Here is a 20698-nt window from a genome sequence, read left to right as displayed (position 1 = left end):
GATGTATCTACCTGAACAAAATATGAGCTAAATTTTGGCAATGGATACTAGCATAAACCCTGATTACAGCTAAAGTAGACTTTGTAACTTGTTGATAAATAAGCACTTTATAGTAACAGAACAAAGTCATTCAAAAGTCAGGGGCACTTCAGGTGTTTCATAGGCTCCTTGTTTAGATTGAACGCTTCTCCGATCACATATAACGGTATAAATACTGATATGAAAAAGCGTTTACTAGTCGCCTTTCTCCTGTTGCTACCTATCGCTGCCCTTGAAGCAGGTGAGCATAAAGCCCTTGAGTTATCCACAATCCAAGTGATACCTATTCAGGACTCCGGCAATAACAGGGAATACGAGCTGTATATCAAGCTGCCTGAGAAATATGAGGAGAGTGACACCAAAAAGCATCCGGTCATTTATTATACAGATGCTTTGTGGGCAGTTGAAATACTGTCGGCCACCACAGAGTATGCACTGGAAGATGCAATTTTGGTGGGCATTGGCTGGCGGAAAGGTATGCCAGCTGATGAAAATGAATGGTCGAGTCGATATCGGGACTTTAAACCAGCACTACCCTCAGATGATAAAGCTAACGATAAAGAATCCTTTAAAGGAGAGGCCCATCAGCATCTCGCCTTTATCAGAAATGACGTTATAAAGTATATCGAAAGCAATTACCGCGCGAATCCAGATAATCGGACATATTTCGGTTACTCATTTGGTGGTCTCTTTGGAGTCTATGCCTTAATAAGCCAACCGGATACTTTTCAGAACTACATTATCGGTAGTCCATCAAGATTGATAGGCACTTATATGGATTCTCGTCTTGAATTAGAGCCTAACAAACCATTGATGGAACTACCAAAACAAACCAATGTATTTATTGCCTACGGCGCTTTAGAAAAGGAGCTGGGTGCAACGGTAGAAAGGTTTGTTAGTGAGTTAAAGAGCCAAAAGTTGGCTAACTTATCCATAGAACCGGTGGTTATTGAATCGGCTAATCACACAACGGCGTTTCCAAAGACTTCAGTACGCAGTATTTATTGGCTTGCGGATAAAGTGAAACACTAATCAATAGTATATCGAGCCATATTAATAAACCGTTAAAAATTAAATGCAGGATATAAAATGCTTATCAAGAAGCTAATCACAATCGGGCTAACGTACGGGATATTTACTACTGTAAGCGCAGGAGACCTACAGGCACCAGAAGTCAATATGGCCGACTATAGTAGCGACCTCACAGGCCTGGAGAGATCAATACCAAAGCTTAAAAAAGCATTTATAGATACAGCCCCAGCGGATAGAAAAGACGGTATTCCTGTTGGTGAAATCGATACCATCAAGGAGAGCTTGGAAAAACTGGCACGGGAAATAGCAGACAACCAACATACACCTTACGATAGCCTACTAATTGCTCAAAATAACAAACTGGTATTTGAATCCTACTACTCCCTTGGTCGTGTTAATTTTCCTCACCCACAAGCCTCTGCCAGCAAGGCCTATACAGCCCTGGCGATTGGGCGGGCGATACAGTTGGGCTATTTAACCATGGAAGACTTAGACAAGCCTGTCACTTCCCTCCTGAAAGGGCTGGATAGGACGAAGCTTGTTAAAGGCGCAGATCTTGTGACATTGAACCATGCCATGAGTATGCAATCTGGAATTCGTATTGATGAAAAAAAACGGGATGCCTTACTGGAAAATCCAGAGCATTTGACAGGAAAAAAGCTGGCCCAAATCTATTTAAGCCATAGCAAACCGATAACCTCAGAATCACAAACCTACTTATACCAAGGCTCAGACCCAATGATTGCAATGTTGGTGCTGGATGCAGTGGTTCCCGGTTCCGCGAGTGACTTTATTAAAGAAGAGCTGCTAGAGAAGATGGGGATCGACAACTATCACTGGAAGGAGGCCGTCAGCGGCGTGCCCCAGGCAGGGTCAAGGGCCATGATGACATCTCGCAGTATGGTTAAGTGGGGTACTTTAGTGCTCAATAAAGGTAAATGGAATGGTCAGCAATTAATTCCGGAAGCGTATATTGCCAAGGCCACTGGAAAGGTAGCTGTTCCTACAGATGATGAGTTCGATTATACCAACTTCTCATACGGCTATTTCTTCTGGCGAACCCCCCTGAAGGTTGGTGACAAGAAATATATCGCGAAGTTTGGCTGGGGCGGTGGTGGCCAGTATGTCATGGCTATTGAAGATCTTGATTTAGTAATTGCCGTCACCGGCCACAGAGATGATGACAAAACCCTGGGCTTGATAGAGCAACGTATTTTGCCGGCTTTTGCTTTATCAATTTAACCTCAAGCGGCTTAAGAAAATGACTTACCGAGGATAGTCGAAAAGCAGTTGTGGGCTCACTGCCTGGTTTTTATAGCCACTTCCTTGAGGTGGCTTTATTTCAGATCGATGATCCTGCCCACCAACAACGGACACACCACTAAGCGACTGCTTGTTGGTATATAGGTACTTCTTAGATTGCCAAGATAAGTTTCTAGAATCCTCAATTACGGCCTTGTAATATTGCTAACCACTGCCTTTAAAGCCACATTCTAGTTTTACTAGGTTAACTTATGAAGTCACTGTCTCCAGAGTTACAGGCCGCTATTGAGAATGCCTACGATACCTTCGCTCGGTACCCGCGTTCCGTACATGTCAGTGGTTGTCCATGCTGTATCTCAGAGGAAGACCATAAAGCGCTAAATAGTGCACCTCTGGGTGAACTTACCAGCAGTGATCTTGAGAGATATACCAATAAAGCTATGACCACCTGGGGTGGGGTCGAAGATTTTAAGCATTTCCTACCCAGGATTCTCGAGCTTATTGCCACTGATACGCGATTAACGAGTAATAGCGAGATAATTGCTGGCAAACTTGTATATGCAGACTGGAATATGTGGCTAGAGCCTGAGCGAAGGGCTGTGACTCTATTTTTAAACGCATGGTGGCAGTCGGAACGCTGGGATGCCCGTAATGTAGAAACCTGCTTGGCCACACTTGCCTGTGCAGGATGTGATATTTCCAAGCAGCTTAGGGAGTGGTGGGAAGATGATTCCCCTGATTCCCGGCAATGCATCATCGAATTTTTAGCAAGCCAGGTAGATGTACTGACCCAGGGGAAGCCACCCTCACCCTTTTGGAGCGAAGAGGGCACCAAGACTTTGAAAACTTGGTTTCACAAAGTTGTACAGGTGCCCGTATTACTTTCGCTCGCCTTGGAGCATCCCACCGACTCTGAGTATGAATTATATGCAATAGCATCCATGCGTCTCGGGAGCAGCGTTGCTGATACTTGGTTTGAGGAGTACCAAGCCCGCTATCTTATTTAGAAATGATGAAAAGTATCCGTTGCTCAACCATTTCCATCGTCCACTTTCTGTTCCTTTCGGATACGCCTATAAACTTCCTCACGGTGAACCGGTAAGGTCTTGGGAGCGATTATACCTACCCGCACCTGATTACCTTTAACTTCTAATATTGTGATTGAGACGTTTTCCCCAATCCTGAGGTTCTCGCCAGTACGGCGGTTTAAAATCAACATATTGGTTTCCTAATGAGACGCAAAACATTGGCAAACCTCCCGCAACGGGAGGGCCAGGAAAGTAAGAACGGTTGCAGGTATTAGGAGGGGCGCGAGAACGGTAGGCGTAAAAGAAGAAAAGGCGGGCGCTAGACTCCCAGTGCTTGGGGAATCGCCTCAGGTTACTGAAAGTGCAACCTTTTATTGAAGACGAGCGGGTTTCTAGCGTACCATTCATGGAGCCACTTTGATAACTGTTCTATCAATTTGGTTAGCTGGCCCCGGGTGTTGCCGCACCTTGGGTCAGCGCCTTTTACTGTCTCTTACGTCACGCTACCGTTCTCCTTTGGGAATGGGTCTTTTATACAACTCTTGATGTTCTTGTTTTATCTTGGGCTGTTGGCTTGTCGAAGCCGATTTGATCACGGCCCAAAATATTGATAAATATCTTTGGATTCTACGCAGCTTTGACGCTGAAGAAAACTTAATAAAATCCAATAAGATTATTTGGGCGCCTATATTTTATTGGTTGTCTGGTTCTATATCTCACAGGTGATTGGTATATTGGTCTGTAGATTTTTTCTAGTTGATGTGATTTGTATTTTTAACTTGCTAGAATTTCTTGCGTCTTTGATGAGGTGGGGCGGTTTTATCAAAAGAGCTGAAAGGTGGATGATGAAAAGTGGAATTTTAATATTGCTGCTAGCCTCTTTTTCTATGATTGCGCAGGCAGGAGTTCCTGACGTATTAAAAGCGGATAAAGCAGATTTTATGTATTCTCTACCGGAAACATTTGGTGATACGAAACTGTCTTTCCATGTGTCCAGCAACCAGCTTGCAGGTTTGACTGTTGCTTACAAGGACCATAATGTGCGTGCCCAAAAAGAATTACTTAAGGGTATATCTTCGCCTTCATGGGACTCTCTTACTGTGGCTTATGAAGATGTAGACGGTGATGAGGTTATTCAACACTTTTCCTTCTGTTTTTATGAAGAGTCAAAGTTAGGCACTGGTAAGCAGCCGAGATTTATTGTCTATTATGTCTATGAAGAAAAAATAGATAGAAGAATTATTGATGATTTTAGTTCACTGATGGCGGGAAACTGTTGGCCAGTTTTATTGAGCCGCCGAGAATAATAGCGCTAGAGAAACGGATAGATGAAAGGCCGGTAATAGCTGGCATTGGACTCGATGGTGAAAACAACTTTAAGTGCTGTTAGTCTTATTGGATTCTTCAACCCATTGTTGGTTAAAGCCTGCTCTTTTGGTATAGCCGATGAAAATATTCATTAGCTTTTCCATGCAATCCTCAAGGTCGACATCAATATCTGGTTGTCCATCGTTTTGATAATCTTTAGCTGCCTGATCTGCCATTTGCCAGAAAAACTGAGTCAGTAGTTTAGTTTCTTCAGCTGAAGTGATATCTCTCTTGCCAAGTAGAATGTCTTCGGCCAGTTGGTTTTTTAGCTTGTGGGAGTAGTGAATTGCTATATCTTTGATGGTGAGTTCATGTTCGTTAAATTTCATCACTATGTGTAAGCCTGAATATAAATTCTACTTTTAAAGAGTTTTCGAGGTGTAGAGGAATTTGAGAATTTTCGCTAGGCATTATGCCAGGAGGCTTAGGTAGGGTGATGCTAGTATTTTCAGAGACCATAAAAGTTTTAAAAGCAGCTTTTCATTATTATATGGCTCTGAAGTTGAAGTTTAGGCATTATCAATTTCATCATCCCACTGCTGCTCATAACCCTTTTCGAAAAGGTATCCGCCAAAGCTGTTGTACAGCTTTTCTAGCCAGTATTCAGAGCTGGCCTCGTAAGGTAGCTCTGGCTCTTGAGCGGATTTATCAACCACGGCCCAGAAGAACTTGCTGAGATGAGTGGCTTCTTCTGAAGAGGTTACATATCCACGCTGTAAAATATCCATTGCCACTGTATCTTGCAGTATTTCAGCAAAAAACAGGGCAACGATTTTCTCTTCTGGATAGCGATATTCGATCACGGTACTAGCCCGCCCGTCTTAATCCACCGGCCAGTAAATCCGCACCAGCGGCATCAATGCTCGGCCTTCCAAATCGAAGCTTTCATAGTGGCTGACGATAAGATCGGCCAGGTCATCAAGGTCCACCAGGGTGAGGGGGAAGGTGGAGCGGTCGGCTTCGTAGCGGGCTTCGCGGGTGAAGCCGCCGGTGCTGACGAACAGGCCGGAGTCCCCTTCCCGCAGGGCGCCGATAAAGCCGCGTATGGCGGGGGCACCCATGGAGCCATCGCGATGTTTTACTTCGGCTTTAATGCGCGGCTGGGTAAGGCCCAGGCCGTCCGGTGAGGCGATCACATCGACACCGCGATCCGGGCCCTTGGGGATACCTTGGCCTTAAAGCCCATTGCGCGCAGTATCGCCGCAACCAGTTCTTCCATTTCCTCGGGCAGCAGTGCGGCGATCTTGTCTTTGATGAGTTCATGGCTCTGGGCTACGGTTTCGTCTTTGAGCTGTGCGCTATCAGTTTCTACGGCCTCGTCTTCCTGCGGCGTTACCGCACGGCCCTCGAATATGGTTAAGAAGGCCTCAATGGTTTCCTGGCTGAGGGAGAAGAGGGTCAGGGTAGAGCCGAGGGAGTTCTTTGCTTTCTGAGGCAACTGGTCGCGGCTGACTTTTCCGAGCCATTCAACCTTACGCAGGTTGGCGTAGTCACCGATAAAATCCGGCTGGTAGAGGTACTCCCCTTTATCGACGCCCAATAGATAGTTCCGGGTCTCCGGGTTGTAGCTCACAATATAATCGCCGGCGGCAATCTGATCGCGAAATTTCAGGATCATGGCTAGGGCATTGGCAGTGGCCGAGGGTTTGTCATTGCCGTAAATCTTGATGTATTCGTCCCGCAAGTGCTCGGTGCTTGAATACTGGCTTAGGTCTCCCAGCTGTGACCAACCCACTGCGGCAAAGCCTTTCTCGAAGTCTTCACTGTAAATACCACCGCGCCCGGCGCGGATCATCCATGCGTTGGTCATACTTCGATTTCCTTATTGTCTAATTCTTTTAACCCGTTGGCCGTTGCGCGGTGCCCTTTGCCTGGCTTGCGCAAGGGGTGCTGCTGAAGTGGCTGCTAGAAGCATTCAATGAAACTCGCTGTAGGTGTGTCAAGGCCGAAGCCTGGGCCGAAATGATGGTGGGATAAAAGTGAGTGGCTACCAATCAGGCAAACCCCAAGGGTAAAAGCCCAAATGATCCTGTCGAAAATTTGCACAATCGGCGTATGGCTAGCGGTATTGGTTAGAAGCGGCAAACCTGAAAGACAACGATCGCGTGATGGAATATTACTGGGTACCAGTGTGCCAATACTGCGCGGCGATAAGTAGGGCCTTAATGACTGGAGAGACTGACTTTTGTACAAGGCGACAGTTCCCCCGTAATCGGGCAAAATTAGGCGTAATAAGATCTGTCGCCTTGCCCAATAATGATGCCGGGGAGGGCGAAAACACCAAGGAATACGCTGTACATGGCCAAGAAGTCCGCAAAACCCAAGCAAACCGTCTCTTTTGAAGAGTCCCTCTGGGACAGCGCCAACAAGCTGCGCGGCTCGGTAGAGTCCTCAGAATACAAACATATCGTCCTGAGCCTGATCTTCCTCAAGTTTATCAGTGATAAGTTTGAGGCCCACCGCCAGGCGCTGATTGACGATGGCAAAGAGGCGTTTGTCGATACAGTGCCGTTTTACACCCAGAGCAATGTCTTCTACCTGGAGGAAGAAGCGCGCTGGGATTACATTATCAAGCACAGCAAGCAGGACGATATCGCCCTTAAAATCGATACCGCCTTGCACACCATTGAAAAGGCCAATAAATCCCTGGCCGGCGCACTGCCGGATAACTACTTCTCTCGCCTGGGCCTGGAAGCCAGCAAGCTGGCGGCACTGCTGGATACCATCAACAATATTGAGACCCTCGCCAACGAGTGCTATATCAGTGAAGAGGATCTGGTGGGTCGGGTTTACGAATACTTTTTGGGTAAGTTTGCCGCATCTGAAGGCAAGGGCGGTGGTGAGTTCTATACACCCAAATCGGTAGTGGCACTGCTGGCGGAAATGCTCGAACCCTACAAGGGCAAGATCTATGACCCTTGTTGCGGCTCTGGCGGCATGTTTGTGCAGTCCATTAAGTTTGTGAATAGCCACAACGGCAACCAGAAAGATATTTCGATCTACGGGCAGGAATACACCAGCACCACTTATAAGCTGGCAAAAATGAACCTGGCCATTCGCGGTATTAGCGGCAACCTGGGGGAAGTGGCTGGGGATACTTTCTTTAAAGACCAGCACCCGGAGCTGAAGGCCGATTATATTATGGCCAACCCGCCGTTTAACCAGAAACAGTGGCGCGCAGATAATGAGCTGACCGATGATCCCCGCTGGGGCGGCTATACCGTGCCGCCCACCGGCAATGCCAACTACGCCTGGATCTTGCATATGCTAAGCAAGCTGAGCGAGAGCGGCACCGCCGGCTTTGTGTTGGCCAATGGCTCTATGAGTTCCAATACCAGCGGTGAAGGCACCATTCGCCAGGAGATTATCGACAACGACCATGTGGACTGCATGATCGCCCTGCCGGGCCAGCTTTTTTACACCACACAAATTCCCGTGTGCCTGTGGTTCCTCACCAAAAATAAAGGGGAAGACAAGGTACATGGCTACCGGGCGCGCAAAGGCGAAACCCTATTTATCGATGCCCGCCAGATGGGCACCATGGCCAGCCGTATCCACAAAGAGCTGACCACTGACGATATCGCTAAAATTGCGCAAACCTACCACGCCTGGCGCGGAGAGGAAAAAGACGGTGACTATAAGGATATTGCCGGTTACTGCAAAGCCGCCAGCCTCGAAGAGATTAAAGCCAACGACTATGTCTTGACCCCAGGACGCTATGTAGGGGCCGCCGAGCTGGAAGACGATGGTATTCCCTTTGAAGAGAAAATGCGTGAATTAAGCCAGACGCTGTATCAACAGATGAGCGAAGCCGAAGCGCTGGATAAGGCTATTCGTCAGAATCTGGAGGTACTGGGTTATGGTGAATGAACTATATCCAACTTTACCCCTTGAGCAGCTGGTTACGATTCATGATAAGGATAGAAAACCAGTTACGAAAAGTAATCGTAAACCCGGTCCTTTTCCATATTATGGGGCGTCAGGCATTACAGATTACGTTGATGGCTATCTATTTGATGGCGATTATGTGTTGTTAGCTGAGGATGGGGATAATCTCCGCACAAGAAATACGCCTATTGCATTTATGGCAAAAGGTAAATTTTGGGTAAATAATCATGCACACATAATAAAAGCTAAAGGTGGTGAAAGTTCAGATTATATTTGTTACGCCCTCCAGGTTGCGGATATAGCAAGTTATATTTCAGGATCTACTCGTCCCAAAATTACACAAGCTGATATGAAAAAAATTCCTATCAGCGCCCCTCCAAAGAATGTGCGTGACTCAATTTCTCATGTTTTGGGGGTGCTCGATGACAAAATAGAGCTTAATAGAGAGACCAACCAAACCCTAGAAAAAATGGCCCAGGCCCTGTTTAAAAGTTGGTTTGTGGATTTTGACCCGGTTATCGATAACGCCCTCGCCGCAGGCAACCCCATTCCCGATGCCCTGCAAGCCCGCGCCCAACGCCGCCAGCAACAACTGGCCAAGCCGGATCATAAACCCTTGCCGGAAGCTATTCGCCAGCACTTTCCCTGTGAGTTCGAGCATACTGAGGCTTTGGGGTGGGTGCCGAAGGGGTGGAATCCCGTAACAATTTCTCAATTGTGTATTAAAGTGCAAAATGGGGGTACTCCCAAAAGATCTGAATCAGTTTTTTGGGAAAAGGGCACTATCCCATGGTTGGCCTCAGGAGAAGTGAGACAGTCAATCATCTACAGTACAAAAAATCATATTACAGAAAATGGCTTAAAAAATAGCTCAGCAAAATTAGTACCAAAAGAAACAACTGTTATTGCAATGTATGGGGCAACAGCAGGGCAGGTTGCATTTTCAACTATTGAGATGACTACGAATCAGGCTGTTTGTAGCTTAATTCCAATGAAAAATAGCAGTTATTTTATCTATCTTTTTATGGAAAGGTTATCTTCAACTCTTGCAAATCAAGCTAGAGGGTCAGCTCAACAAAATATCAGCAAAGGCATAATAGAAGCAACGATGGTAGCTTCTCCATCTCCCCTGGTAATGAAACATTTCCATGATCTTTTACAGCCTGTTTTCAATGGGTGGGAGAAAAATTTACTACTAAATGGAAGTTTGGAGAAGCTTCGTGACACTCTCCTACCAAAACTAATCTCAGGTGAGTTACGTATTCCCGATGTACAAAAAGAAGTGAGTGATGCAGTAGCCTAAAGGCAGAATGAAAAAGGATTTTCAATGAAGTTTACCGAAGCCCAACTAGAAAACGCCATAATCCAGCTACTGGGACAGCAGGGTTATCCCCATAGTACCGGCGAGGCGCTCTCTCAGAGCGCTGATGGCCCCCGAGGGGCGACGGAAGTCTTGATCAAGGAAGATCTGCGCAGTTTTTTGAGCCGGCAGTATGCGGCGGAGGGGATTACTGCAAGCGAGGTGGAGAGCATTATTCGCCAGCTGGAGCTGCTCTCCCCCAGCGATTTGTATGACAGCAATAAAAAGTTCTGCAAATGGCTCAGTGATGGCTTCTTGTTTAAGCGGGAAGATCACACGCAAAAAGATCTCTATATCCAGCTGATTGATTACAGCGACCTGACCGAGATGCGTATCCCCTCTGAGGGTGAGGTGGATACACTGCCAACCACACCTGTCAAAGAGGGGGAGGCGGGCTATAGAACGGGTGCAACCAATATCTATAAGGTCGTTAACCAGCTGGAAATTGAGGGTGTTGCCTCGGCCAGCGGTGGCGAGCGGCGTATCCCCGATGGTATTTTGTATATCAATGGCCTGCCTCTGGTGCTGTTTGAATTTAAGAGTGCCATCCGGCCTGAGGCCACCATCCACCACGCCTATACCCAAATCTGCACCCGCTACCGCCGGGATATTCCGCAGCTGTTTGTGTATAACGCCCTGTGTGTGATTAGTGATGGCGTCAATAATAAAATGGGCACCCTGTTTGCGCCCTATGAGTTCTACTACGGTTGGCGAAAAATCACCGGTGAGGAAACCCTCAGCAAAGATGGCTTGGATTCCCTCACCACTTTATTGCAGGGGTTGTTCGACCAGCGCCGCCTGCGCGAGGTACTGCGCCACTTTATCTTTTTCCCCGATAAAACCCATCAGGAAATCAAAATCGTCTGCCGCTATCCCCAGTACTACGCGGCCACCAAGCTCTACCAGAATATTTACGCACACCTAAAAAGGCCCGATGGCAAAGGAGGCTACAGCGGCGATGGTAAAGGCGGTACCTACTTTGGTGCCACCGGCTGCGGTAAGAGCTTTACCATGCAGTTCCTAACCCGCCTGCTGATGAAAAGCGCCGCCTTCGAAAGCCCCACCATTGTGCTGATTACCGATCGTACAGACCTGGACGATCAGCTGTCACAGCAGTTTACCAATGCCAAAATTTATATTGGTGACCAGATCGTAGAGAGCGTGACTTCCCGCGCGGATCTGCGTGAAAAATTGCAGGGCCGCCAGAGCGGCGGTGTCTTCTTGACCACTATCCATAAATTTACCGAAGATATTGAACTGCTGACTGAGCGCTGCAACGTGATTTGCATTAGTGATGAAGCCCATCGCAGCCAAATTAACCTGGATCAAAAAATCACGGTGGTAGAGACCGGGATTAATAAAGGGGTCAAGAAAACTTACGGTTTTGCCAAGTACCTGCACGATTCACTGCCCAACGCCACCTATGTCGGTTTTACCGGAACCCCCATCGACGCCACCCTGGATGTGTTCGGCCCCACGGTAGATCGCTACACCATGAATGAATCGGTGAAAGATGAAATCACCGTGCGCATTGTGTATGAGGGCCGCGCGGCGAAGGTGATTCTGGATAACGACAAGCTCAAGGAAATTGAGGAGTATTACGCAGAGTGTGAGAAAGACGGCGCCAACGAGTATCAAATAGACGAAAGCAAAAAAGCCATGGCCAGTATGAACGCCATACTGGGGGACGAGAACCGTATCCGCGCCCTGGCCAAGGACTTTGTCGCCCACTACGAAAACCGCCTGGCAGAGGGCTCCACCGTCGCCGGTAAAGCGATGTTTGTGAGTAGCTCCCGCCCAATTGCCTATCAGTTCTATCAAGAGCTGGAAGCCTTGCGCCCCGAGTGGTTTGAGGTACTGGCCTGTGCCGAGGGTGAGCAGTTAACCGAGAAAGAGCGCAAGGAGCTAAAACCCTCCGAGCGGGTCCGTATGGTGATGACCCGCAATAAAGATGATGACAAGGCGCTGTGGGACAAGCTCGGCACCAAGGAAGACCGCAAAGAACTGGACCGCCAATTCAAGCAGGCTAAATCCAACTTCAAAATCGCCATTGTTGTGGATATGTGGCTCACCGGCTTTGATGTGCCGTTTCTCGATACCTTGTATCTCGATAAGCCGGTATCAAAGCACAACCTGATCCAGACAATTTCACGGGTAAACCGCAAATTTGAGGGTAAGAGCAAAGGGCTGGTGGTGGATTATATTGGTATCAAAACCAATATGAATAAAGCGCTAAAAACTTTCGGCGGCAGCAGTGATGACAACTTTGAAGATATTGCGGCTTCGATTGTAGAGGTGCGCAACCATCTGGATTTGCTCAATATGGCTTTCCACCACTTCGACAGCAGCGGTTACTTTAGCGGTGACCCGGTCAGCCAGCTCAACTGCCTCAATGAAGCGGCCGAGTATGCCTTGCAAACCGAGAAGACCCAAAAGCGCTTTATGGATATCGCCAAGCGCTTAAAGGCGGCCTATGACATTTGCTGTGGCAATGAGGAAATAACGCAAAAAGAGCGGGACCAGATCCACTTTTATTTGGCCATCCGCTCCATTATTTTCAAACTCACCCGGGGTGACGCCCCAGATACCGCACAGATGAACGTCAAAGTGCGCGAGATGATCGCCGAAGCCATTCGCAGTGATGGGGTGGAAGAGATTTTTAAGCTGGGAGAGGAGAAGGGCGGTGGCCCCATCGATATTTTCGATGAGGACTATTTGGCCAAGATCGAAAAAATCAAACTGCCGAATACCAAGATCAAGCTGTTACAGAAGTTGCTGGAAAAAGCCATCGGCGAAGTGGCCAAAACCAATAAGATGCAAAGTGTCGACTTTAGTAAGAAGTTCAAGGCCCTGGTAGAAAAGTACAACGAGCGCAAGGAAGAGGATGTTCTGGTCAGCAGTGTGCTGGAGGACTTCTCCAACGAGATTATCGACCTCTATCAAGACCTAAAAACGGAAATGACCTCATTCGCGGATATGGGGATCAATTACGAGGAAAAAGCCTTCTACGATATCCTCAAATCCCTCTCGGTAAAGTACGATTTTTCTTACCCGGAAGACAAGCTGGTCGAATTGGCTAAACGAGCCAAACAAGAAGTCGACAGTGTCGCCAGCTTCCCCGCCTGGAACCAGCGGGAAGATATTAAGGCTGAGCTGCAAGTGAAGCTGATTCTGCTGTTAGCGGAGTTCGGCTATCCACCGATTGCCAATGATGATGTGTTTAAAGAGATTCTGGAGCAGGCGGAGAACTTTAAGAAGCATCAGGTGGAGTTGACTGATTAAAGTGTGGTGAAGAAAGTATCGATATTTGCTTAGAAAGCGCTGTTGATAAGTGAGAGAAGTTATTAAAACGCAATATTAAAATGTTAGTAGTACAAGGTTGAATAGTTTTTTCTTTCAAGCTGGGAATGGAGATCCAATGAAAGCGACACACAGATCTGCGGAGGAAAGGTATGAGCACTATAGGGAGCTTGCCAGGCGCTCAGCGACCGATGCCTTGCCTATTGAGCTAAAGAACCAAATCAGATTCGATAAAATTAACTTTCAGGCATTGGTGCAGGCCAAGTCCTGGGATGAAAGCCCTCTTAGAAAACTGGATTGGGACTGGTCTAGGGAATATGACTTGTATTCATTTACCAACCCAAAGCGTTTTGAGCTGAGTATTTGGCATCGCCATCAGTTGTGCGCACTGTCATTGGGGCGTCCCACATGGAGTGGGGCACGGCTTCGGCTAGACTCCCTCGAAGCGGCACCACATAACCACCCCCTGCGTGCGAAGATTTTACCTCTAACGCTATTGGCATTGGAGGAATATGCAGAACAGATAGGCGCTCATGAGATTCGTATTATGAAGCCTGTTAATGAGAAGGTACGCGACTATTACTCCAGCAAGGGCTTTACTTATAACTCTCATGGTGATTACTGTTGGAGGAGCATTGTATGACCAATGAAAAACGCCCCCTAAAGGGCACTCCTGAATATGAAAAGTGGAGAAAGGAGCGCGCCAAAAAGCGTGCTGAAGAGCTATTATCAGGTTCTGAAGATGTGGATCAGACGGGGCTTCTGAGTGGGGGTAAAGATGCAATGCGGGATGATAATCCCGATGGGAAGCCGGATTTCAAAGACGTTAACAAGTAGCTTGAAAACTATATGGCGAGAAAAAAGTAAGCCAATAACACCCGGTGAATATGTTGTTGCAGTTCGCTATCCTCATGGTTTCGGTGCTTACGATGTGACTTCATGGGCGGATGGTGAATGGCAGCTTGGATACAGTGCTGAAATAGTAGGTTGGATTCCTCTAGCAGAGCTGCTTGGTGGAATAGACGTGGGTTGGCCAGCACAAGATGAAGAGAGTTTTGGCAAGCCATTCCGTAAACAGTTTGAAGAACATCGTAAGAAGAAACCTCTCTCTGACACTGATGACGATGACCTCGTAGAATTTAAAGATAGAGAGTAAATATTATTTTTTACCTAAAGGCGCTGTAGCGCCTTTTTCATTCCCATAATAATAAAATCAACTTTCGGGCGTTGGTGCAAGCCAAGTCCTATAATGACAGCCCACTTAGAAAACTGGATTGGGATTGGTCCAGGGAATATGACTTGTATTCATTTACCAACCCAAAGCGTTTTGAGCTGAGTATTTGGCATCGCCATCAGTTGTGCGCACTGTCATTGGGGCGCCCCACATGGAGTGGGGCACGGCTTCGGCTAGACTTCCTCTAAGCGGCACCATATAACCACCCGCTGCGTACGAAGATTTTACCTCTAACGCTATTGGCATTGGAGGAATATGCAGAACTGATCCTACCCACCAACGACGGACACTCTCACAGGTGCAGTGGCCTCTAATGATATTTGAGCACTGCGAGGAAGAGGCATTGGCTATCTTTCAGCGGACCGGCTACTTATATAGCATTTGATTCGGTATCAATATGGGTGGCGCTTTAATCTAATACTTTTGTGAGTGTTCAGAATTTTTGGGGTGAAAGCTAATGATGGTAGCAATAGTAGTCAGCTCAACACTAAGCCGATTTGTAAAGCTACCACTTTAAATTCTTGAGTAATTAGTATGGGCACTACTTAAGCCTGTTCACTCACTCTACGCCATACGTCATAGAAGCCTACTGATCGCATATAACCTGATATTTCATATTCGAGATCAGGTAACATTTCAAGGTTGCTTGTGCTGCCCATTACTTCTATTTCGTTTTCCTGATCATCATGAATAGAATCAACCACCTGCCAAATAAAGAGAGAAAACTCTTCTGCTTTACCAGCGCTACTTACCCCTTCTTCTAGAATTTTAATTATTGAATCATCTTTGTATGATTTTGCATAGTGAAGCAGCAAGTCTTCAATATGAGGATATCTTTTAAATTCAATCATAAATAAGCGCCCCCTTCTTTAATAACTGATAGGCGGTCTGAAATCCATTTAAGGTTGAAGACTAAATCTTCAATCCTAATTCTCTTAGTAACTGTTAGGAAATAATGCCTAGATTTCCAAATCATCTACGACACCTTCTTTCAGGTTGTCTGGTTCATCAGCGCTGTTTTAGGTTGCTTCCGTGTGACGCTTTTCTATATCAGGCAATAGCTCATCCAGTCGTTTTTCAGCATCCTTAAGCGCTTTTGTTATCCGGTCGTTCATAAATTTACCTTAATTTAAAAGCACAGTAATCCTGCAAGGAAGGTTTGTGCGTAGTACTGATATATTGGTACCTCTGTACTTCGTAGTGGGTGCGATTTTTCTTGAGGTGGGCCTTATGTTCTGATTTCGTCAGCTCCTAATATAGTGGCATGTACTTGTGCTATTTTACGGCCTATAAAAATATTGCATGAAATTCTCGAATGCTGGGTTCCGAACTCTATCGATAGCTTTAAATGTTGTACTCAAATCTAACAGAACACCTCTAGTGATATCTTGGTCAGCTTTGGAGAATCAACTTCAGATTTTTCAGACCTCTAAAAAGTACCCTTTTTATTGTTATATATCTAGGATATTACCCCCTTTACCAGCAAAATCAATTGATAATTCTAAAATTTGTTATTATTAAAATCATAAAATGCTTGAAAAAGCTCTTCCTTTGTATTCATTACGAAAGGGCCACCCCTAACTACCGGTTCATTTAAAGGTTTCCCCGCAACCAGTATGAAGCGGCTACCTTTACCACCGGCTTCGATTAAAACTTGGCTTCCTTTTGTTAAAATGCCTAGTTGACGCTCAGCCAACTTTGACTTCTTTGATCCCGTATTTAGAGAACCTTCAATTACATAAATAAATGCATTATGTGTTTCTTCTAGATTCTGTACAAATTTATGGTCTTGCGCCAAGGTTACATCAATATAGGTGGGGTAAACGTATCTATTTTCCACAACACCTTTTGTGCCTAAATTAGTTGTCCCTGCAATGACTTTGATGTTTTGGCCTTTTGTAGTTACTTCAGACGAAATTTGACTTTCTTCAAACTCCTGGTAGTCAGGATCTATCATTTTCTTATCTTTAGGCAAATTAACCCATAGTTGAAGGCCCCTTAACAATCCATCTTTTTGCTCAGGCATTTCCGAATGTATGACACCTTTACCTGCAGTCATCCATTGCACGCCATTTGGCTCTATAATGCCCTCATTTCCCATATTGTCTTTATGTCTAATTTTTCCATTTATCATGTAAGTTACAGTTTCAAAACCTCTATGCGGATGGTTGGGAAAGCCTCCAATATATTCATTGGGGTTGTCGCTTTCAAATGAATCCAATAGAAGAAAGGGGTCCAGCATTTCCAGGTTTTGTGTCCCAATCAAGCGAGTTAGCTTTACTCCGGCTCCATCAGAACCCTGTTCACCAGATGTTGAGAACTTTAATTCTCTAATACCGTTTGACATAGTAAATTCCTTGAATTAATCGGTTTCGTTGTTGATGGGTAGGATCAAAGGCTTCATCAGATTGATTGTGTCTATTCATGCTCCACTTTTAAATTTCAAAGGAAGACAATTGACGAACATAGTTCAGATAAAGACCCATGTGGGGAAGTTTAAAGTCATATCGACAGTGGTAAAATATGAATATATAGATGTATTCGTTCGATTTATTAGAATTGTCAGAGGAAGCTGGCTGAGTTAAGTGGATTCCAGTCATTGTTAGATATGTTGATACAAAAATAATAGAGTGGAATATTATATTTTCAGGTGGTGTTAAAATGAGGTGCCGGGTTACAGCGTCGTATCTGTTTTATTGTTCCAATAAGTGGGCTTATATTGGTTTTTAGTTGTCTTGCCGGGAAGGCTAAATAAAATAACAGTTAGAAAACGAATATGTATTGGACTCAACTATTCTTGTGATAAATACTATAGTGATTTGCTTGTCTTTAGGTTTTTTTGCAGTTATGGATTAGAGTTTAATGGTGTTTATGAGTGTTTTGTCTCAATCGGGATTAAAAGCTTATATCCCTTCCATGGGTGCTTTTTGTGCCTTTGAGAATAGCTATTATGGGTTTACTTTTTTCAAGCTTAATGACAGTTGACTTTTCAAGGCTATAGTGGGAGCTCCTTATTGGTATCATAAGTTATTAAAATAAGAGTTTTAGGTCTACTCTGCTAGGGGATATTCAAGGCCTCCTGGTCTGCAGGGCCTACAAGTTGATTTCTTACAAATACTGTTGCGACAAGCAAAAAACATGAAGCAATTAGCAGCGTATTTGATATTCCTGCGTAGGAAGCTATTTTTCCCCAGAGCATACCTCCTATAGCCATAGCGCCCATATATGTTGCCATAAAAAATGACATTCCTCTTGCCCTTATCCAATTTGGTAGCATTTCCTGAGTAGCCAGAATAAGCGGAGATAAAAAGAGTAACCAGCAAAATCCCGCAGTGAACATTGCTACTGATACATGGATATAGCTGGTTAGAAATGACAGTAATAACATGGATGTAGCATAGCCAATAGATGCGATACACAGTAAATTATCTACTTTAAAGATTGTGCGGAGCTTATTGGTGAAAAACACAGCACTTACCGCACCGAGCCCTAAAAATGACATTAATAAACTGTATGCTTTTGGATCGTCTGTATATAATTGAGATGAAAAAGTGGGGAGTAACACCCATAGAGCACTAGCAAAAATAAAAAACGACAACGCTCGAACCAGTGCGTGTTGAAGTTTTGATTCTCGCTTTATGTATTTCAGACTATTTTTTATTGCTGATACGAAATTCTCACTATGTTGATTTGTTGCGCCGTTTCTATTCGGTGTCCAATAGCTAAGAGCCATTATGACACATAAGAAAGAAATAGCGTTTAAAGCGAAAAGTACCTCCAGGTTAAAATAGATCAAAAGTACTCCGCCGAGTATTGGGCCAATCACTCTTGCCAAATTAATACCCATGCTATTTAGGGCTATGGATTGGGGTAAGTCTGCTTTGGTTACTATTAGTGGTGTTATAGAAGACCAGACTGGAACCATTAATGCGGTTCCGATACCAATTAAAAAAGTTAATATGAGTAACGATAAAATAGATGTCGATCCGGTTGCAGTAAGAAGGCTTAGTATGGAGGTAAGCAGGAACATCCATATTTGTAATGTTATTAAATATCTTTTCTTGTCGACAATATCTGCGAAGGCACCAGCTGGAATCGCAAGAAATAGTGTAGGTAAGGATGCTGCAGATTGAACCATAGCGATCCAAAATGGTGATGAGGTTAGTGAAATCATTAGCCAGTTTGCACCAATCTCATGAATCCATGTTCCTGTATTTGAGATTAATGTTGCAGTCCAAATTATCAAAAACAGTTTATTTTTGAATGGGGCAAGGGAAGTCAAGGCTTAACTCTCTTTATAAAGGCCACTATTTAAAGTGGCCTTTCTGTGGAAGCTATTTATGGCCAGTAGCTGCCATAGAATTTTACAGGTGACCAACTAGGCAGAAGGGGCTCTAGTTTTGGTGATAAAGACTGATAATCCCCATCTCCATATACAACCTCTCCATCTACAACAGTTAGTACAGATCTGATTGACTTGATTTCTTTCAGGGGGACTTCCATGTAATCTTTCGACAAAATTGCAAAATCTGCTAGTTGACCTTTAGACAACCTTCCTTTGATATGCTCTTCTCCTGAGAACCAGGCACTGCCAATTGTATAAAGTCTGAGCGCCTCTTCTCGCGTTAAAAGATTTGATGAGTCATAGAGCTTGCGGCCACTGACGGTTTCACCAGTGACTAAATAATGTAGGCCTACCCAAGGGTTAAAGGTTGAGCCCCGTGTGGCATCAGTACCCATACCAATAGGGATACCTTTATCGACAAGCATTCTCAATGGAGGTGTAGCTTTTGCCTTTTCAGCTCCATACCGCTCAGAAAAGTCATCACCAAGGAATACCATACGACTTTGAATGGCAACGCCGCCACCAAGTGACTTTATACGCTCGATATTATTCGTGCCTATCGTTTCGGCATGTTCAATTGACCATCGAAGTCCGCGAAGCGGTTTATAGCTATTTACGTCTTCAATAACGTCTAGAATCCTGGTAATTGACTCATCATAGGTTGCATGAATCCTAAATGGCCATCTACGCTCTACCAGTAACTCAATAATTGGTGTTAGATCTATTTCCATATCGGCATCCAACACTGGTCTGTCGGATCTAAAATTTTCAAAGTCTCCAGCTTTCCATAGTAGATACTCACCTCCTCCATCAATTTCAAAGCCGTGCTCTTTAGTACTGTCGGTGTTTGTCCCCGCTTTATTTCCCCTTGTCCAATTGTGGTAGTCTTCCAGCTCTTTCCCTGGATTCTGTGCAAATAAATAGAAGGATGTTCTCAGTGGTAGTTTTCCTTCTGTGGCCAGTTTTTCTGCGACACTATATCCATCGGGATAACCGAACCCGCCACCTCCAGCGTCAATAACAGACGTTAAACCAAATTTTGCCAGTTCGTGAAATAAGTGAATTGTTGAATTTACTTTTACTTCTTCTGAAGTGTCTGGCAGAGCTGCGATCTTGCCGTAAAAAATTCCAGGATGTGGCTGTGCTAGCATTAACCCTGTGGGTGTTCCATGTGAGTCACGTACGAATTTTCCGCCCTTTGGATCTTCCGTATTTCTGTTGATTCCAAGTTTATCCATGCCCACTTGGTTAAGCATTCCAACACTATAGAAATATTGAATATATACTGGGGTGTCGGGAGCTGCCTTATTAATTTCAACAATAGTTGGCAACCGTTTTTCCTTGAATTGCCATGGAGACCAGCCACCTATAATTCTTACCCATTCACCTTTTGGTGTTCTACTTGCTTGCTCAGACAACATGTTTAAAGCTGTCTTTAGATCGGGCACACCGTCCCAACGTAACTCCCTCGTATAAGCTAATCCGCTACGCAAGAAGTGTGAATGAGAGTCGATCAAGCCCGGTATAACTCGTCTATTCTTCGCATCAATAACTTCAGTCGTTTCACCTCTGTACTGATGTATTATTTCATCGGTGTCTACATCCAGAATCTTTCCGTCTCTAACCGCTATGGCCTGGGCAACTGGCATGTTCTTATCTTGGGTCGTTACCTTTGCATTAATAATGATCATATCCGCATAAACGGTACTGTCGAAATTTTCTATCACCCCCTCATTTGCGATGGTTGCGTTTTTACATGCAGCCAAAACCGTGGCGGCACCCATTAAGATTAGGCGTTTTCGCCATACATATTTTGAATATGACATACTAGATTTCTTAGA

General features: G+C 45.1%; 19 protein-coding genes. 10 read left to right on the top strand and 9 right to left on the bottom strand.

The window, feature by feature from the left end; translation table 11 throughout:
- Positions 1–219 precede the first annotated feature (219 nt).
- The 3 genes from ACJJIQ_RS16730 to ACJJIQ_RS16720 all read left to right on the top strand — a co-directional run bounded on the left by ACJJIQ_RS16730 (position 220) and on the right by ACJJIQ_RS16720 (position 3341).
- The gene (locus tag ACJJIQ_RS16730; RefSeq protein ID WP_445362496.1) at positions 220–1071 is read left to right on the top strand and encodes an alpha/beta hydrolase; all 852 of its coding nucleotides are present in this window, start codon (positions 220–222) and stop codon (positions 1069–1071) included.
- Positions 1072–1128: 57 nt separating this feature from the next.
- Positions 1129–2313, top strand: coding sequence for a serine hydrolase domain-containing protein (locus ACJJIQ_RS16725; RefSeq protein ID WP_445362495.1), 1185 nt, complete (start codon positions 1129–1131; stop codon positions 2311–2313).
- Between the two features lie 272 nt (positions 2314–2585).
- A complete protein-coding gene (locus ACJJIQ_RS16720; RefSeq protein WP_445361146.1) occupies positions 2586–3341 on the top strand; it encodes a hypothetical protein in 756 nt (251 codons plus the stop codon).
- Positions 3342–3364: 23 nt separating this feature from the next.
- On the opposite strand, the gene csrA is transcribed toward ACJJIQ_RS16720, so the two are convergent.
- Positions 3365–3553, bottom strand: coding sequence for a carbon storage regulator CsrA (gene csrA, locus ACJJIQ_RS16715; protein ID WP_445362494.1), 189 nt, complete (start codon positions 3551–3553; stop codon positions 3365–3367).
- A 651-nt stretch (positions 3554–4204) separates the two neighbouring features.
- Here csrA and ACJJIQ_RS16710 point away from each other — a divergent pair.
- Positions 4205–4669: a hypothetical protein gene (locus ACJJIQ_RS16710; RefSeq protein ID WP_444940775.1), complete on the top strand. Its 465-nt coding sequence runs from the start codon at positions 4205–4207 to the stop codon at positions 4667–4669.
- Positions 4670–4738: 69 nt separating this feature from the next.
- On the opposite strand, the gene ACJJIQ_RS16705 is transcribed toward ACJJIQ_RS16710, so the two are convergent.
- The 4 genes from ACJJIQ_RS16705 to ACJJIQ_RS16690 all read right to left on the bottom strand — a co-directional run bounded on the left by ACJJIQ_RS16705 (position 4739) and on the right by ACJJIQ_RS16690 (position 6540).
- Entirely contained in the window at positions 4739–5059 is a 321-nt protein-coding gene (locus ACJJIQ_RS16705) for a hypothetical protein (RefSeq protein ID WP_445362493.1), read from the bottom strand.
- Positions 5060–5239: 180 nt separating this feature from the next.
- Positions 5240–5533 carry a hypothetical protein gene (locus ACJJIQ_RS16700; RefSeq protein WP_445362492.1) on the bottom strand — a complete coding sequence of 98 codons (294 nt, stop codon included), beginning with the start codon at positions 5531–5533 and terminating at the stop codon, positions 5240–5242.
- Positions 5534–5551: 18 nt separating this feature from the next.
- On the bottom strand, positions 5552–5866 hold the full coding sequence (locus tag ACJJIQ_RS16695) for a restriction endonuclease (RefSeq protein ID WP_445362491.1): 315 nt from the start codon (positions 5864–5866) through the stop codon (positions 5552–5554).
- Entirely contained in the window at positions 5863–6540 is a 678-nt protein-coding gene (locus ACJJIQ_RS16690) for a restriction endonuclease (RefSeq protein ID WP_445362490.1), read from the bottom strand. The genes ACJJIQ_RS16695 and ACJJIQ_RS16690 overlap by 4 nt, the downstream gene beginning before the upstream one ends.
- 488 nt (positions 6541–7028) lie before the next feature.
- On the opposite strand from ACJJIQ_RS16690, the gene ACJJIQ_RS16685 reads away from it, so the two are divergent.
- From ACJJIQ_RS16685 to ACJJIQ_RS16660, 6 genes are all read left to right on the top strand, one after another.
- Positions 7029–8600, top strand: coding sequence for a class I SAM-dependent DNA methyltransferase (locus ACJJIQ_RS16685; protein WP_445362489.1), 1572 nt, complete (start codon positions 7029–7031; stop codon positions 8598–8600).
- Complete coding sequence (locus tag ACJJIQ_RS16680; RefSeq protein WP_445362488.1) at positions 8590–9921, top strand: restriction endonuclease subunit S; 1332 nt, start codon at positions 8590–8592, stop codon at positions 9919–9921. Before ACJJIQ_RS16685 ends, ACJJIQ_RS16680 begins: the two co-directional genes overlap by 11 nt.
- A 24-nt stretch (positions 9922–9945) precedes the next feature.
- Positions 9946–13260, top strand: a complete 3315-nt coding sequence (locus ACJJIQ_RS16675) for a type I restriction endonuclease subunit R (RefSeq protein ID WP_445362487.1) — start codon at positions 9946–9948, stop codon at positions 13258–13260.
- Between the two features lie 136 nt (positions 13261–13396).
- A complete protein-coding gene (locus tag ACJJIQ_RS16670) occupies positions 13397–13921 on the top strand; it encodes a hypothetical protein (RefSeq protein WP_445362486.1) in 525 nt (174 codons plus the stop codon).
- Entirely contained in the window at positions 13918–14115 is a 198-nt protein-coding gene (locus ACJJIQ_RS16665; protein WP_445362485.1) for a hypothetical protein, read from the top strand. The genes ACJJIQ_RS16670 and ACJJIQ_RS16665 overlap by 4 nt, the downstream gene beginning before the upstream one ends.
- A gap of 1 nt (position 14116) precedes the next feature.
- Complete coding sequence (locus ACJJIQ_RS16660) at positions 14117–14434, top strand: hypothetical protein (protein WP_445362484.1); 318 nt, start codon at positions 14117–14119, stop codon at positions 14432–14434.
- A gap of 623 nt (positions 14435–15057) precedes the next feature.
- Here ACJJIQ_RS16660 and ACJJIQ_RS16655 read toward each other — a convergent pair.
- From ACJJIQ_RS16655 to ACJJIQ_RS16640, 4 genes are all read right to left on the bottom strand, one after another.
- A complete protein-coding gene (locus ACJJIQ_RS16655; RefSeq protein ID WP_444907298.1) occupies positions 15058–15363 on the bottom strand; it encodes a hypothetical protein in 306 nt (101 codons plus the stop codon).
- 650 nt (positions 15364–16013) lie between these two features.
- Entirely contained in the window at positions 16014–16859 is an 846-nt protein-coding gene (locus tag ACJJIQ_RS16650) for a pirin family protein (RefSeq protein WP_445362483.1), read from the bottom strand.
- A 711-nt stretch (positions 16860–17570) separates the two neighbouring features.
- The gene (locus tag ACJJIQ_RS16645; protein ID WP_445362482.1) at positions 17571–18794 is read right to left on the bottom strand and encodes an MFS transporter; all 1224 of its coding nucleotides are present in this window, start codon (positions 18792–18794) and stop codon (positions 17571–17573) included.
- A gap of 56 nt (positions 18795–18850) precedes the next feature.
- The gene (locus tag ACJJIQ_RS16640; RefSeq protein WP_445362481.1) at positions 18851–20683 is read right to left on the bottom strand and encodes an amidohydrolase; all 1833 of its coding nucleotides are present in this window, start codon (positions 20681–20683) and stop codon (positions 18851–18853) included.
- Positions 20684–20698: the final 15 nt, after the last annotated feature.

It is taken from the genome of Microbulbifer maximicatervae (SeqCode), assembly GCF_052468295.1.
The sequence above is the reverse complement of the archived record's forward strand: the minus strand, read 5'-3'. Positions and strand labels throughout refer to the sequence as shown.